Origin of the sequence: Halomonas sp. CKK8 (assembly GCF_029625235.1) — a bacterium.
In the GTDB taxonomy this organism is placed as follows: domain Bacteria; phylum Pseudomonadota; class Gammaproteobacteria; order Pseudomonadales; family Halomonadaceae; genus Halomonas; species Halomonas ventosae.
In genome coordinates, this window is the sequence record NZ_CP121193.1 from 473,819 (window position 1) to 488,047 (window position 14,229).

The window sequence follows — 14,229 nt, forward strand, 5'->3', positions numbered from 1 at the left end:
CCGCGATGCGTGACGACTCATCCCCTTCCGGAGACCCTGCCATGCTGGTCATACGCCCCGTCCGCCCGGCGGACCTGCCGGCCCTGGAGCGGCTGGCCGGCAGCGCGACGCCGCGGCTGACCAACCTGCCGGCCCACCGCGACCGCCTGGAGGAGCGCATCGCCCGCTCCCAGCGCGCCTTCGCTGCCGAGGTCGAGGTGCCCGGCGACGAGCACTACACCTTCGTGCTCGAGGACCTGGAGCGCGGCGAGGTGGCGGGGACCGCCACCATCCGTGCCCAGGCCGGCGCCCGCGAGGCCTACTACACCTATCGCCAGGAGACGCTGATCCACGCCTCCCAGCAGCTCGACGTGCGTCGCGAGGTGCCGACCCTGGCGCTCTCCCACGAGGTCTCCGAGGCGACCCTGCTCTGCGCCCTGTCGCTGGATGCCCGCTACAAGTGCACCAGCGCCGAGAGCCTGCTGCGCCGGGCGCGGCTGATGTTCATCGCCCAGTACCCGGAGCGCTTCGCCGGGATCCTGGCGATGGCCTTTCCCGGCTACCTGGACGAGCAGGGCGAGTCGCCGTTCTGGAACAGCGTGGGTCGCCACTTCTTCGTGCGCGACTACCAGGAGATCAACTACCTGGCCGGCGTGCGTTCGAAGAGCTTCATCGCCGAGGTCATGCCGCAGTTCCCGCTCTACCTGGCGTTGCTCACGCCCCAGGCCCGAGCCGCCATCGGCCGCGAGCACCCCGACCACGAGCCGGCCCTCGCCGAGATGCTGGCCGAGGGCTTCCTGCGCTCGCGCCACGTGGATATCTTCGATGCCGGCCCGGTGATCAAGGGCGAGCGGGAGCGCCTGGCCAGCTTCCGTCAGGCCGCCTGGCATCCGGTGCGCATCCGCCCCGCCCACGCGCTGCCCGACGCCGAGCCGGCCATGGTCGCCAACCAGCGCCTCGGCGACTTCCGCTGCGTGGTGGCGCGCTACGCCCTGTCGCCGACCGGCCAGCTGATTCTGTCGCCGGCGCATGCCGAGCGGCTGGGCGTGGAGGAGGGGCGCGCCGTGCTGGCCGCCCCCCTGGCGCTGCCGGGGATGGGGGACGAGTGTCTCGACGCGCATGATCCGGGCTATGACGAGGGAGAGCTGTGATGCGTATGCGACCGATCGCCGAGGGCGACCTGGACGAGCTCCAGGCCCTGGCCCGGGAGACCGGGGTGGGCTTCACCTCGCTTCCCGACAACCGCGACTTCCTGGCGTCCCGGATCGCCTCCACGGTGGCCGCCTTCGAGGAGCGCACGCCCCAGGACCAGCGGCTCTACTTCTTCGTGCTGGAGGACGAGGCAACCGGCCGGCTGGCCGGCTGCTGCGCCATCGAGGGCCAGGTGGGGCGCGAGATCCCCTTCTACCACTACCGGCTGGGGACCCTGGCCCACTCCTCGGTGCAGCTCGACCTGCACCGCACCATCGACACCCTCTTCCTCAGCTCCGACCACACCGGCGACGCCGAGGTGGCCTCGCTGTTCCTGCGCCCCGAGTACCGCGGCGCCGACCGGCGCCACGAGCGCAACGGCGCGCTGCTGTCGATGATGCGCTGGCTGTTCATGGCCGAGTTCCGCGACCGCTTCCCCGACAAGGTGCTCGCCGAGATGCGCGGCGTCTTCGATGAGCAGGGCAGGAGCCCCTTCTGGGAGTGCCTGGGCAGCCACTTCTTCCCGCTTGACTTCGACGAGGCGGACAAGCTCACGGGGCTTGGCCAGAAGAGCTTCATCGGCGAGCTTATGCCCAAGTTCCCGATCTACACCCCCTTCCTCAGCGAGGCGGCCCGGGCCTGCATCGGCCAGGTCCACGAGCACACCCGCCCGGCGCTGGCCATGCTCAAGAAGGAGGGCCTGCGCTGGGAGGGCTACATCGACATCTTCGACGGCGGCCCCACCGTGGAGGCCTACATCGACGACGTGCGGGGCGTGCGGCTGTCGCGGCGCTGCCGGGTGGAGGTCAAGGCCGGCACGCCGGAGCACTCGCCGCGGCCGCGCTGGCTGGCCGCCACCACCGGGATGGCCGGCTTCCGCGCCGCCTGGCTGGGACGCGGGCCCGACGCCGAGGGCGTGGTGACGCTCGACGAGGCCGAGGCACGTCGGCTGGAGGTCGCCTCCGGCGACACCCTGCGCATACTGGACACCGAGGAGGAGGCGTGATGAAGGCAAGACGAGAGCTGCTGGTCGGCGGCACCTGGCAGGCAGGCGAGGGCGAGGCCTTCACCAAGCACGACCCGGTATCCGACGAACGCCTCTGGGAGGGCGGTGCCGCCACCGAGGCCCAGGTGGACGCCGCGGTGACGGCCGCCCGCACCGCCTTTCCGGGCTGGGCGCGCACCGCCTTTGACGAGCGCCAGGCGCTGGTGGAGCGCTTCCGCGAGGTGCTGGAGCGGCACCGCGAGGAGCTGGCCACCGCCATCGCCCAGGAGACCGGCAAGCCGCTCTGGGAGGCCCGCACCGAGGTGGGCGCCATGATCGGCAAGGTGGCGATCTCGGTCCGCGCCTATCAGGAGCGCACCGGCGAGCGCAGCCGTGACCTGGGAGACGCCACCGCCGTGCTGCGCCATCGCCCGCACGGGGTGATGGCGGTCTATGGCCCCTACAACTTCCCCGGCCACCTGCCCAACGGTCATATCGTGCCGGCGCTGCTGGCCGGCAACACCGTGGTCTTCAAGCCCAGTGAGCAGACCCCGCTGACCGCCGATCTCACCCTGCAGTGCTGGCAGGAGGCGGGGCTGCCGGACGGCGTGATCAACCTGGTGCAGGGGGCGGCCGCCACCGGCCAGGCGCTCTCGGCAAACCCCGGCATCGATGGCCTGCTGTTCACCGGCAGCGCCCGGGTGGGGGGACTCCTGCATCGCCAGTTCGCCGACCAGCTGGACAAGATCCTGGCCCTGGAGCTCGGCGGCAACAACCCGCTTGTGGTGAAGGACGTCCCCGACCAGGAGGCGGCCGTGCTGACCATCCTGCAGTCGGCCTTCCTCTCCGGCGGCCAGCGCTGCACCTGCGCCCGGCGGCTGATCGTGCCCGAGGGCCAGGTGGGGGACCACCTGCTGGATGCCCTCAGTGACGCCATCTCGCGGCTGCGGGTGGCCGGCCAGTTCAGCGACCCCGCGCCCTTCTACGCCGGCCTGGTGAGCGTGGCGGCCGCCGATGGCCTGCTCAAGGCCCAGGACGACCTGGAGGCGCAGGGGGGCACGGTGCTCGCCCGCATGGCCCGCGTCGAGACCGGCACCAGCCTGCTCAGCCCGGCGCTGATCGACGTCACCGGGCTGGCGGTGCCCGACGAGGAGCACTTCGGCCCGCTGCTCAAGGTGCATCGCTACCGCGACTGGGACGAGGCGCTGCGCCTGGCCAACGATACCCGCTACGGCCTCTCCGCCGGGCTGATCGGCGGCGAGCGCGCCGACTGGGACGACTTCCTGCTGCGCATCCGCGCCGGCATCGTCAACTGGAACCGCCAGACCACCGGCGCCTCAGGCGACGCGCCCTTCGGCGGCGTCGGCGAGAGCGGCAACCACCGCCCCAGCGCCTACTACGCCGCCGACTACTGCGCCTACCCGGTCGCTTCCATGGAGAGCGAGGCGCTGGTCCTGCCCGAGACGCTGCCGCCGGGGGTGACGCTATGAGCCAGCCGACCCCGGACGTGCGCGAGGTCAACTTCGACGGCCTGGTCGGGCCGACCCACAACTATGCCGGCCTCGCCCTGGGCAACGTCGCCTCCATGACCCACGGTGGCCTGGAGGCCAATCCCCGGGAGGCCGCCCTGCAGGGCCTGGGCAAGATGAAGGCGCTGATGGAGGCCGGCTATGCTCAGGGCGTGCTGCCGCCCCAGCAGCGCCCCGACCTGGGGGCGCTTCGCCAGCTCGGCTTCTCCGGCAGCGATGAGCGGGTGCTGGCCCGGGCGGCGGGCGAGGCCCCGCAGATCCTGCGCGCGGTCTGCTCGGCCTCGAGCATGTGGACCGCCAATGCCGCCACGGTGACGCCCTCCGTGGATGCGCCGGACGGCCGGGTGCACTTCACCCCGGCCAACCTGCAGTCGAGCTTCCACCGCTATCTGGAGCCCGCCACCACCGCCCGGGTACTGGCGGCGATCTTCCGCGACGAGGCGCGCTTCGCCCACCACCCGGTGCTGCCGGCCACCCCCGCCTTCTCCGACGAGGGTGCGGCCAACCATACCCGCCTCGCCGCCGACCACGGCGAGCCCGGGGTGCACCTCTTCGTCTATGGCCGCGCGGCCTTCGGCTGGGGGGCCGAGGAGGGCGTCGCGCCGCGGCGCTACCCGGCGCGCCAGACCCTGGAGGCGAGCCAGGCGATTGCCCGCCAGCATGGGCTCACGGAGACCCGGGTGGTGTTCGCCCAGCAGCACCCCGAGGCCATCGACGCGGGTGTCTTCCACAACGACGTGATCAGCGTGGGTAACGGCCCGGTGCTGCTCTACCACGAGCGGGCCTTCCTCGACGAGCAGGCCACCCTGGACGAGCTGAGGGCCAAGATGGCCACGCCACTGGTCCCGATACGGGTCCCCGAGGAGGCGGTCAGCCTCGAGGACGCGGTGGCCTCCTACCTCTTCAATTCCCAGCTGCTCTCCAACCCGGACGGCACCATGACGCTGGTGGTGCCCGGGGAGTGCCAGGAACGCGAGAGTGTCTGGCGCACCATCCAGGATCTCCTGCTGGCCGGCCACAATCCCATCAGCGAGGTCGTGGTCAAGGACGTCAAGCAGAGCATGCGCAACGGCGGCGGGCCTGCCTGCCTGCGCCTGCGGGTGGTGCTCTCGGCGGCCGAGCGCGCGGCCCTCTCCGGTCGGGTGCTGCTGGACGACGCCCTGCACGGCGAGCTCACCGCCTGGGTCGAGCGCCACTACCGCGACCGCTTGGCCCCCAAGGACCTGGCCGACCCGCAGCTGGCCAAGGAGACCCTGGCGGCGCTGGACGAGCTGACGGGGATCCTGGCCATCGGCGCCGTCTACCCCTTCCAGCGAGGGTGAGTCCCGCGGCAAGATCCGTTGGCGCAGGCCAGGAGGAGGCGGACATGGACGGGGAGCCGCAGGCGATGAGGACGGCATCGTCGCCGAGGGACACCTATCGCCAGGCGGTCGAGCAGGCCGGCTTCGCCTCGGACGAGGCCCAGTGGCGGGCGGTCGGCCATCTCGAGGCGTGCTTTCACGCGCTGCAGGAGGCGGAGGGCGGCAACACGGCCGCGGCCATCCCGGGGGTCTACCTCTGGGGGCCGGTCGGGCGTGGCAAGACCTGGCTGATGGATGGCTTCCAGCGGCACCTCCGGATGCCCTCGCGTCGCCTGCATTTCCACCACTTCATGCGCTGGGTGCACCGGCGCCAGTTCCAGTTGAGTGGCACCGACGATCCCTTGACGGCCCTGGCCAGGGAACTGGGCGACGAGATTCGGGTGCTGTGCCTCGACGAGCTGTTCGTCGGCGATATCGCCGATGCGATGATCCTCGGACGCCTGTTGAGCGCCCTGTTCGATCACGGGGTGACGCTGGTCTGCACCTCGAACCAGGCCCCCGGCCAGCTCTATGCCGATGGCTTCAACCGCGAGCGCTTCCTGCCCGCCATCGCGGCCATCGAGCGGCACATGCGGGTGGTCGAGCTCGACGGCGGCCAGGACCACCGGCTGCATCCCGGCCAGGCCCACCCTCGTTACTGGGTCGCCCGGCCGGGGGAGCCGAGCGTGCTGGTCGAGGTGTTCGAGCGACTGCGCCAGGGGGAGCGTGTCTCCGATGACCCCGTGGAGCTCGGGCATCGTGCGATTCCGGTGGTGCGTCGCAGCGAGAGCGTGCTGTGGTGCCGCTATGCCGACCTCTGCGAGCAGCCCCTTGCCGCGCTGGACTTCATCGCCCTGGGGGATCGCTTCACGCATGTCCTGCTGAGCGACGTGCCTCGCCTGGGCGGCGGACAGCACGCAGGCCGCATTGCGCGGGGTACCGAGGACGGGGTGGCACGCGTCGAGGCGGGCGAGCGGGACTTTCCCGAGCTGACCCGGCAAGACGACGGCGTGCGTCGCTTCATCGCCCTGGTCGACGAGTGCTATGACCGGCGCATCCCTCTCTACCTGGAGGCGGAGGTGGCGCTGGGCGAGCTCTACCCCCACGGCTACCTCTCCTTCCCGTTCCGGCGGGTAGTGAGTCGCCTGCAGGAGATGCAGCTGGAACGCTTCGGTCGCCAGCGTCAGGAGGAGGGAAGGCATGGCGGAGCACGTTGAGATCGTGCGACTGAGCGCCGACTCGCCGCACCTGGAACGGGTTGCAGCCTGGCAGCATGCCGAGTGGTCGCACCTGAGCCCCGGCGAGACGCAGGCCTCACGCCTTGCTGCCCTGCGCGGGGAGTGCGGCCGGGCCGGCGTGCCCTCGGTGTTCGTGGCGATCGCGGCGGGCCGGCCGGTGGGGACCGCCAGCCTGGTGGCCCACGACCTGGACTCCCGGCCCGACCTCACGCCCTGGCTGGCCTCGGTCTATGTGCGGCCCGAATGGCGCGGGCGGGGCATCGCCTCGTCGCTGGTCCGTCGCGTGGAGACGGAAGCCTCGGGCAACGGCATCGAGCGGCTCCATCTCTTCACGCCGGACCGGCAGGCCCTCTATCGTCGCCTCGGCTGGGCGGATCACGAGATCCTTCTCCACCACGGCGAGACCGTGACCCTCATGACCCGACGGCTGATCCCGCCGCCCGCCTGAGCCGCGGGATCATTGCAGCGGGAAGGCGGCCGGATGCGCTATGCTGCCGGCCAGCAGACAAGGGAGAGGCGATGTGACGGGCGTGGTCTACTGGCTGGACATGGCGGGGGTAATCGTCTTTGCCCTCTCGGGCGTGATACTGGCCTGCCGTTCGCGGATGGACCCCTTCGGCATGCTGGTGCTGGCGGCGGTGACCGGGATCGGTGGTGGCACCCTGCGAGACCTGGTGCTGGGCGTGCGCCCGGTGTTCTGGGTGACGGACCCGACCTACCTCTGGGTGATACTCGTCACCGTGGGCCTGTCGATCCTCGGCTTCCATTACATCCATCGCCTCTCGCGGGGCTTCCTGCCGGTGGCGGACGCCTTCGGCCTGGCACTCTTCACTGTGATCGGGGCCCACAAGGCCCTGATGCTGGAGGCGCCCGGCGTGGTGGCGGTGCTGATGGGGCTGCTGACCGGGGTGGCCGGCGGCATGGTCCGCGACGTGCTGGCGCGTCGGGTTCCCATGGTGCTCCGGCAGGAGGTCTACGCCACCGCCTCGATTGCCGGTGGCGTGGTCTTCGTGGCCCTGGAGGCCATCGCCGTGCCGCTGGCCGTCTCCATCGCCACGGGGCTGGTGGTCACCCTGGGGCTGCGGCTCTCGGCGATCCACTGGCACCTCTCCCTGCCGGTGTTTGCCTGGGTGGTGATGCAGCCGCCATCGACCTCCCAAGGCTCTGAGGGCGACGGACAGAAGCAGGCAATGCCCCAAGGTCGCGCCAAGGCCAGGGTCAAGCTGATCCCGCCGGGGCGTGCCAGACAAGGGAGGAGGGCGAAATGAGCATGACCCTGATGGCAAGGTCCCGCACGCCTGCCGTGCTCGCAACCTGGTTGATGGCGGTGCTCCTGTCGCTGGCCGGCTGTGCCGTCCCGCAGCGGGACCTCGAGCAACGGGCGCAGGAACTGGACCGGGCGGCAGTGGCCGCGGCGATCCGTGATCGCTACGAGGCGGCACTGCCCGACCTGCCCCAGAGCAAGCAGCGCCACTATGCCCAGCGGCTCTACCGGATCACCGGGGACGCCCGTTACCTGCCCCTCAACCGTGACTACGGCCGGCGCCTGGTGAGCCAGATTCGCGAGGAGATCGAGGCGCTGGACACGCCGGGCCATGCCGAACGACGGGCCCGGGAGAAGGTGGCGGCCTACCCGACGCGCACCGAGAAGCAACGTCGCCGCAAGCGGATGCTCGCCGAGTGGGGAGAGATCGCCTATGCCAAGAGCCTGGCCTTCGACCTGACCCAGGCCAAATACCATGGCCTGTTGAACGAGGCCGACCTTCCCGGCTATCACCGGGCACTGGACTACCTGGCAAGCGTCGACTTTCGCACCTTCCTTCTCGATCCCGACGTGATGGCGATCTATGCCGCCCAGGTAGCCAACCTGGTCTATTACCTCGAGGACCTGGGTGTCACCGACCTGCGCGAGGAGGTCATCACGGCCTTCCGCCACCAGTACCCGCCGCGGCGTGACCCGGGGCTCTCCACGGCCGAGTACCGCAACAAGATCTACGGCATGACCCACTTCGTGATTGCCGCCAGCGACTACTATCAGCAGCCGGTGTCGGCCGAGGAGTTCCGCTGGTTGCTGGACGAGTTCGCCGCCAGCCTGGGGCGGATCCTCGCGGATACCAAGGAGGACATCTATACGGAGGTGGGCATCAGTTTCCTGCTGGCCGGGGAGGAGGAGCATCCGGCCGTATCGCGCCTGCAGGATGCACTGCTCGAGGCCTATGACCCCGAGGCGAGAATGGTGCCGTCAGAGCAGGGAGGCACCGACCTGGCCTATGGCGAGCACCGCAACGTGCTGGCCATCATGCTGCTGGACTGGCCGGAGAGGCTCTATCAGGGGCCGATTCTTTCCCCGTTTCATGAGCAGGAGATCTTGGCTTTCTGCACCGGTACATCTTCCAATTGGCAGGAAAGCTCCTTGCGGATATGCAGGTAGAGTGGCATCAGGTCTTCATGCATTTCCTTTTCAGCTTTCCGGTGATCGATGTAGAAAGCGTTTCGAGAGCCATGCATCTCGATGCGCTCACCGACCTTTGTGAAGTGGAAGCCTGACATCGAGAGGAGTCTCGGAAGCCTTGGCTCCATCATGGCGAACACATGGCGCTTGTTCATGAGGCCAACGAGTGCATAGGTTGCAAGGAACAATGCAACGATTATCAAGGGGAATGTCTTTTTCTCTTCGGGTGTGAATGCATAGCTGTTTTTTTCCATGTCAAGGGTTTCATGTTTTATTGGTTTGTGTCGGAACGCCCTGGCGATGGCAAATCGCGATATTTCACAAATGCTGTCATAAGGAAGCTTGGCAGGGTGGAGCGTTTCGTGCGTAAAGCTTCTCTCACCATACTCCTGAAGAGGAAGTCTATGGTGCTTTCCGGCGACTATCGGGGCCGGCAGTACTAACCTGAGGCAGCCAGCTGCGAGCCCTGATCTCCGATGCTCAATTAGGCAGTGAATGGAATGCGAGTCATGAGCATCGATCTCGATATTTTTCGTCTCCATCCCGGGAGGGTGGTAGCCGATTTCCTGGCAATACACCTCATGGCGAAGTCTGTAAATTCTGTTTTTTTCTTCATCGCTTACGGCAACGTTGAAGGTGAAGTCTTCAAGGAAGGACTCGAACAGCTCGGCAGTCGAGCTGCGGATGTGCGTCATTTTTTCGGATGCTGTCATCTTGAGCCTTCCTTTTTAAGCCGTAACCTGGAGGATGAGGTGAACGCTGAAAGGTCTAAGCGTGAAATCTTCAAGTGTCATCTCCAAAGGCCATTTGAACCGGAACTGGACGACCTAGATAAAAGCCTTGGCCATAGGTGATCCCATAGGAATTAAGCATCGGCAGCAGTGCTTCCTGGTCGACGAACTCGGCGATGGCCTGCTTGCCGAAGCCGGCGGCGATATCGGCGATAGCCTGGACGATGACACGGCTCTCGGGGCTGATCGGCAGGCTGCGGATGAAGGAACCATCGATCTTGATGTAGTCCACCGGCAGCTGACCCAGGTAGTGGAAGCTGCTGAAGCCCACGCCGAAGTCGTCCAGGGCGGTGCGGCAGCCGAGATCGCGGACCGCCTGCAGCACGCCGCGTGCCGTGGAGAAGTCGGTCACGGCGGCGGTCTCGGTCACCTCCAGGATGAGATGGTGGGGATCGGCACCGCTGGCCGCGATTTCGTCAGCCAGGTACTGCTTCAGGCCTTCATCGTGCAGGGACTGGCCGGACAGGTTGACCGCCAGGCTGATGCCTTGCTCCTGCAGTCGACTGAGCAGCCGCAGGCTATGGCGCAGCACCCAGCGGTCGACCTGCACGATCTGGCCGCTGCGCTCCGCTACCGGGATGAAGTAGGAGGGGGACACCAGGCTGCCATCGGCGTCACGCATGCGCAGCAGCACCTCGTAGTGCTTCACGTCGCGATCCTCCAGCCGCATGATCGGCTGCACCATCAGCTCGAAGCTGTCCTCTTCCAGGGCGCTGCGCACGCGCTCGACCCAGTAGACCCGCTCCTGCAGCTCGTCCTTGGCATTCTCGGTCCTGGAGAGCAGGTGCCAGTGCTGGATGCCACCCTCCTTGGCCTTGTACATGGCCACGTCGGCACTGGCCATCAGGTCGGCCGGCGTCGCGCCGTGGACCGGGAACAGGGCGATGCCGATGCTCGCAGTGACCCGGTGGCGCCGCCCCGCGGCCGTGAACCCCAGGCTGTCGAGCAACTGGTCGATATACTGGGCAACCTGGACCGCCTGGTCCTCGTCGGCATGCTCCAGCAGCAGAGAGAACTCGTCGCCACCCAGGCGCGCGATGACGCCACGATGGCCCAGGTTCAGCAGCAGGGTCTCGGCCACCTCGCGCAGCAGCCGGTCGCCGACATGGTGGCCGCTGAGCTCGTTGACCTCCTTGAACTGGTCCAGGTCCAGCAGCAGCACGGCGCCGCGTGATTCCCGCCACAATGCCTTCTGCAGGGCATCCTGGAAGAAGCGCCTGTTGTAGAGCTCGGTCAGGGGATCACGCTCGGCCAGCCAGGTCAGGCGGGCCTCCGCGGCCTTGCGCTCGGTGATGTCGAGCCCCACCGATATCCGCGACATGCTCCCGTCAGTGCTGGAGGGCAGCGGGGCATGGTACCAGGCGATGGTATGGATGCGCTGGTCCGGGGTCTGAAGGGTCCGCTCCTCCTGCTGCGGCGTGTCGAAGGCGCCGACCAGGGAAGGGCTGCCCGCCTCGAACACGTCCACGAAGTGGCGGCCCAGCAGGGAGGGCTCGTCAAGGTCCAGCATCGCGCGCGTATAGTCGTTGATAAGGCTGATCCGTCCCCTGCTGTCCTGGGCGATGATGAAGACCCGGGCGGTATCCAGCAGACTGTTCACGAAGTCCCTTTCCTGGGCCAGCTCCTCGACGCGCTCCGCCAGCTGGTCACCGCGTTCCTGGACTTCTTGTTCCAGCATCTCGAGTTGTTGCGAGAGCTCCAGCGTGGTGCCTTCCAGCACGTCAATCTCGTCCGGCAGGCGGTGGCGGGCGGCCGGGATCGCGGCCCGCACATCGTCGAATCCCCCGCTGGCCAGTGTCGGCAGCAGGCCGGCAATCCGGCGCAGGCGCGCCATGGGGCGCAGCAGGATCAGCAGCAGCACCAATTCCGCGGCGATCCAGCCTGCCAGGCCAACCCCCAGCAGGATGCGAGTGTCCTCGTTGATGGCCCTGATCTGGGTGGAGATATCGGAGACCAGCAGGAAGTAGCCGGTGCTGCGTCGGTCCGCGTCCTCGTCCATACGGACCGCGCTGAGTTCCAGGTACTGGCCCCGGTACTGCAGCTGCAGAGGGGCTTGCAGCAGGTCGCCGATCTGGCCGAGTTCGGCAGCCCGTTGCAGGACGGGCAGGCTCTCCTCCTGGCGTGTCAGGGCCACCAGATAGCCATTCCAGGGGGCGAGATGGCGTTCCTGGGAAAGCTCGCGGCTCTCCATCGGGCCCGTCACCAGCAGGGCCACCTCGGCGTTGGAGACCTCCCGGGCCTGTCGGGTCACATCGGCCAGCGAGCGGGAGAGCACGACCAGGCCGACGCTTTCGCCATTCACCAGCACCGGAACGGCGGCATACTGCTGGCAGTCCGCCGCACAGCGCAGTGCCGTGATGGGCATCTCGGTCTCCATGATCCGTTGCACCCAGGCCTGTATCGGCAAGCTGCCCTCCGACTGGCCGGCGCCCCAACGGCCCAGGGTCTGCCCCCGGGTGTCCACCACCAGTATCTCGTCGATGCCGGCCTCGAGCTGCAGGGTCGGCCATTGCGACGCCAGTGCCTCCTCGACCTCGACCGCATCGCCCGCCTCGAGAGGGGGGCCCAGACGCGGCGAGGCCGCAGCCAGGCCCGCCAGCTGGCGAAGGTTCTCGGCCGAACGCTGCAGGGCCAGGCGGATCTCCCTTTGCTGGCGCTCATGGTGCTGGTTTCGGCTTTCCTGGAACTGGCGGGTCAGGTTGTCGTGGCCCAGCCAGGTGAACAGTGCCACCAGCCCGACCAGCAGCAGGCTGCTCAAGGCGATGACACGCCAGGTCAGGCTGAGTCGATGACGAGACCGGAGGGATGCGGGGAGGGTCATCTCTGCGGGTTCCTGGCCAGGAGCATTGAGACGTTAGAAGCGCAACGAGAGCTGGAACAGCAGCATGTTCCAGCGGCGACTGGTCTCTGATGGGTCCGGGTTGTCCTGGACAGGCAGCCAGCCGGTACCATCGACGTGGTGATACTCGCCGGCCAGCAGCAGTCTGGGGTGTGGGGTCCACTGAAGCCCCAGGGTGATATCATCGGCAAACTGCGAATGGGCAGGCACCGCGCCATCGGTAAAATCTTCAAGGCTCTGTCCCGAACGGTCATCCCTGTTGCTGGTCAGGCTGTCGTACCGAACCAGCCACTGCCAGTCATCAAGAAATCGTCGGGTATACTGGATATACCAGCTTTCGCCAGTCACATCGTTGAGCCAGGGGTTGTCGATGCCTTCCAGCTCGGTCGGCCTTAGCGCAAACTCACCGGTCAGGCTCCAGAGCTCCTCGTTGTACTGTAACGACAGGATCACGGGGCGAAAACGAAAGGCAATATCGGATTGCAGAGGCGTATTCGAGTCGAATTTCGCCTTGGCCTGTGCGGCACTCAGAGCTGCAACGATGCGACCGCCATCATGCTCATAGCGAATCTGGCCGATGGCTGATTGCTTTGGGTCAAGAGACCCAGGAACATTCTCCAGGCGGAGGGTGCGCCGTAGGTCATCCCCTGCCTGCGCTTGTCCAATACCAACCTGGGTTCTTATCACCCCGTTCGACAGCCTTTCCTCGTGATAGAGGCTGATGCCATCGCCGGAAAGCCCCAGGGACCGTGTTCGGTCGAAGTAGATGGACTGTGGCAAGAGGATGCTGGGGCGGGTAAAGGCCACATCGCGGGTCTGGTTGTAGAAGCCGAAGGGGTTCTTGAAGCGGCCCAGTTGGATGCCGAAGGTGCGTTGCTGGTCGGAGAGCATCTGGTAGTCGACTACGCCATAGTCGAGGACCGGGCGGGCATCACTTCCGTCTCCCCCTGCTCGGCGGCTCAGTACCTGGGCGGCCAGCAACACGTCCTCGTGGGGCCGCAGCGAGACATTGGCACCAATCTCGGTGAACTTGAAGCTGCCCTCGTCCTCGCTGCTGGGGCCGAAGAAGTTGTTGTCGTCGGTGATGATCAGCGCCTGGCTCAGGAAGCCATGCACCTGGAGGGTGTCCAGCACGCCCTCGTCGCTGTGTACCTGGCCGGACAGGCCCAGGGCCAGGGCGGCGGCCATGGCGGTGATGGAGCGGGCATCACTCCATCGAAATGACTTGGACACGATCATCCAGGTACTCCCTTTCAAGATATCCCAGGGCGCCGGGCGTGGTGGCGATGCGCTCGCGCATCTCTTCCTGGTCGCGAACACGGTCGGGCGCCTGGCCGGTCCCCGAGAACACCATGCGATCCCAGGCCAGCTGCAGCTGGTGGGGATAGACGGCCAGCTGCTCCTTGGCAAAACGCGCATGCACGGGGTGGTTGTTGTCGAGCACGAAGACCCGCACGGCCTGGCCGTTGGGCCAGGTGCGCTGCCTCATGGCGAAGATGGCGCGGGTGGTATCGCGCTTGAGCTGGCGGATGTTCACATCGGGGTGTGCCACCAGCAGGATCGGTGTTTCTTGGGCATTGGCCACTCTGCCGGCCAGCGGCAGGCCGGCCAGCAGCATCACGGTGGCCAGGGCCAGCAGGCTCAGGCGCCGCATGAAGTGCGCCTCTCCGGCCGGCTGGCAACGGCAACGCCGCCCGCTGCCAAGGAGCGGATCAGGACGAATGATGGCATCGGGGGTCGGGTTCCCGTTGTCTGATGAACGCCAGGTTCATGCACCATGCAGGCGTGGCCTGTACTTCACGTGTGTATGAGTCGATGACGCCTTCTCCCTGCTGCCCCTGAGGGCATTATCGTTTTTTATGCCCGATGCGCATCAGCTGTTTCC

The 14,229-nt window shown here is 67.4% G+C and carries 12 protein-coding genes; 8 read left to right on the forward strand and 4 right to left on the reverse strand.

The annotated features are described in order from the left end of the window. Positions 1–41: 41 nt before the first annotated feature. The 8 genes from P8934_RS02320 to P8934_RS02355 all read left to right on the forward strand — a co-directional run bounded on the left by P8934_RS02320 (position 42) and on the right by P8934_RS02355 (position 8,693). Positions 42–1,130, forward strand: a complete 1,089-nt coding sequence (locus tag P8934_RS02320) for an arginine N-succinyltransferase (RefSeq protein WP_278032735.1) — start codon at positions 42–44, stop codon at positions 1,128–1,130. After that, complete coding sequence (gene astA / locus P8934_RS02325; RefSeq protein ID WP_278032736.1) at positions 1,130–2,176, forward strand: arginine N-succinyltransferase; 1,047 nt, start codon at positions 1,130–1,132, stop codon at positions 2,174–2,176. The genes P8934_RS02320 and astA overlap by 1 nt, the downstream gene beginning before the upstream one ends. Further along, on the forward strand, positions 2,176–3,645 hold the full coding sequence (gene astD / locus P8934_RS02330; protein ID WP_278032737.1) for a succinylglutamate-semialdehyde dehydrogenase: 1,470 nt from the start codon (positions 2,176–2,178) through the stop codon (positions 3,643–3,645). Before astA ends, astD begins: the two co-directional genes overlap by 1 nt. Next, complete coding sequence (gene astB, locus P8934_RS02335) at positions 3,642–5,006, forward strand: N-succinylarginine dihydrolase (protein ID WP_278032738.1); 1,365 nt, start codon at positions 3,642–3,644, stop codon at positions 5,004–5,006. Before astD ends, astB begins: the two co-directional genes overlap by 4 nt. Positions 5,007–5,050: 44 nt before the next feature. Further along, on the forward strand, positions 5,051–6,241 hold the full coding sequence (zapE, locus tag P8934_RS02340; protein ID WP_278032739.1) for a cell division protein ZapE: 1,191 nt from the start codon (positions 5,051–5,053) through the stop codon (positions 6,239–6,241). Then, entirely contained in the window at positions 6,225–6,710 is a 486-nt protein-coding gene (locus P8934_RS02345) for a GNAT family N-acetyltransferase (protein WP_278032740.1), read from the forward strand. The genes zapE and P8934_RS02345 overlap by 17 nt, the downstream gene beginning before the upstream one ends. Positions 6,711–6,783: 73 nt before the next feature. After that, positions 6,784–7,530 carry a trimeric intracellular cation channel family protein gene (locus P8934_RS02350; protein WP_278032741.1) on the forward strand — a complete coding sequence of 249 codons (747 nt, stop codon included), beginning with the start codon at positions 6,784–6,786 and terminating at the stop codon, positions 7,528–7,530. Beyond that, complete coding sequence (locus P8934_RS02355) at positions 7,527–8,693, forward strand: DUF3541 domain-containing protein (RefSeq protein ID WP_278032742.1); 1,167 nt, start codon at positions 7,527–7,529, stop codon at positions 8,691–8,693. Before P8934_RS02350 ends, P8934_RS02355 begins: the two co-directional genes overlap by 4 nt. Here the strand turns inward: P8934_RS02355 and P8934_RS02360 are convergent. The 4 genes from P8934_RS02360 to P8934_RS02375 form a co-directional block, all read right to left on the reverse strand. Continuing rightward, positions 8,615–9,427, reverse strand: a complete 813-nt coding sequence (locus P8934_RS02360) for a PEP-CTERM/exosortase system-associated acyltransferase (RefSeq protein WP_278032743.1) — start codon at positions 9,425–9,427, stop codon at positions 8,615–8,617. The genes P8934_RS02355 and P8934_RS02360 overlap by 79 nt on opposite strands. 70 nt (positions 9,428–9,497) lie before the next feature. Continuing rightward, positions 9,498–12,326, reverse strand: coding sequence for an EAL domain-containing protein (locus P8934_RS02365; RefSeq protein ID WP_278032744.1), 2,829 nt, complete (start codon positions 12,324–12,326; stop codon positions 9,498–9,500). Between the two features lie 33 nt (positions 12,327–12,359). Beyond that, positions 12,360–13,583: a hypothetical protein gene (locus P8934_RS02370; protein ID WP_278032745.1), complete on the reverse strand. Its 1,224-nt coding sequence runs from the start codon at positions 13,581–13,583 to the stop codon at positions 12,360–12,362. Continuing rightward, the gene (locus P8934_RS02375) at positions 13,552–13,998 is read right to left on the reverse strand and encodes a hypothetical protein (protein ID WP_278032746.1); all 447 of its coding nucleotides are present in this window, start codon (positions 13,996–13,998) and stop codon (positions 13,552–13,554) included. Before P8934_RS02375 ends, P8934_RS02370 begins: the two co-directional genes overlap by 32 nt. Positions 13,999–14,229 lie beyond the last annotated feature (231 nt).

Coding starts and splice junctions, on each gene's coding strand:
- P8934_RS02360 (WP_278032743.1), bottom strand. CDS start 9,427: ATGACAGCATCCGAAAAAATGACGCACATCCGCAGCTCGACTGCCGAG.
- astA (WP_278032736.1), top strand. CDS start 1,130: ATGCGTATGCGACCGATCGCCGAGGGCGACCTGGACGAGCTCCAGGCC.
- P8934_RS02355 (WP_278032742.1), top strand. CDS start 7,527: ATGAGCATGACCCTGATGGCAAGGTCCCGCACGCCTGCCGTGCTCGCA.
- P8934_RS02370 (WP_278032745.1), bottom strand. CDS start 13,583: ATGATCGTGTCCAAGTCATTTCGATGGAGTGATGCCCGCTCCATCACC.
- P8934_RS02320 (WP_278032735.1), top strand. CDS start 42: ATGCTGGTCATACGCCCCGTCCGCCCGGCGGACCTGCCGGCCCTGGAG.
- astD (WP_278032737.1), top strand. CDS start 2,176: ATGAAGGCAAGACGAGAGCTGCTGGTCGGCGGCACCTGGCAGGCAGGC.
- P8934_RS02375 (WP_278032746.1), bottom strand. CDS start 13,998: ATGCGGCGCCTGAGCCTGCTGGCCCTGGCCACCGTGATGCTGCTGGCC.
- astB (WP_278032738.1), top strand. CDS start 3,642: ATGAGCCAGCCGACCCCGGACGTGCGCGAGGTCAACTTCGACGGCCTG.
- P8934_RS02365 (WP_278032744.1), bottom strand. CDS start 12,326: ATGACCCTCCCCGCATCCCTCCGGTCTCGTCATCGACTCAGCCTGACC.
- zapE (WP_278032739.1), top strand. CDS start 5,051: ATGGACGGGGAGCCGCAGGCGATGAGGACGGCATCGTCGCCGAGGGAC.
- P8934_RS02345 (WP_278032740.1), top strand. CDS start 6,225: ATGGCGGAGCACGTTGAGATCGTGCGACTGAGCGCCGACTCGCCGCAC.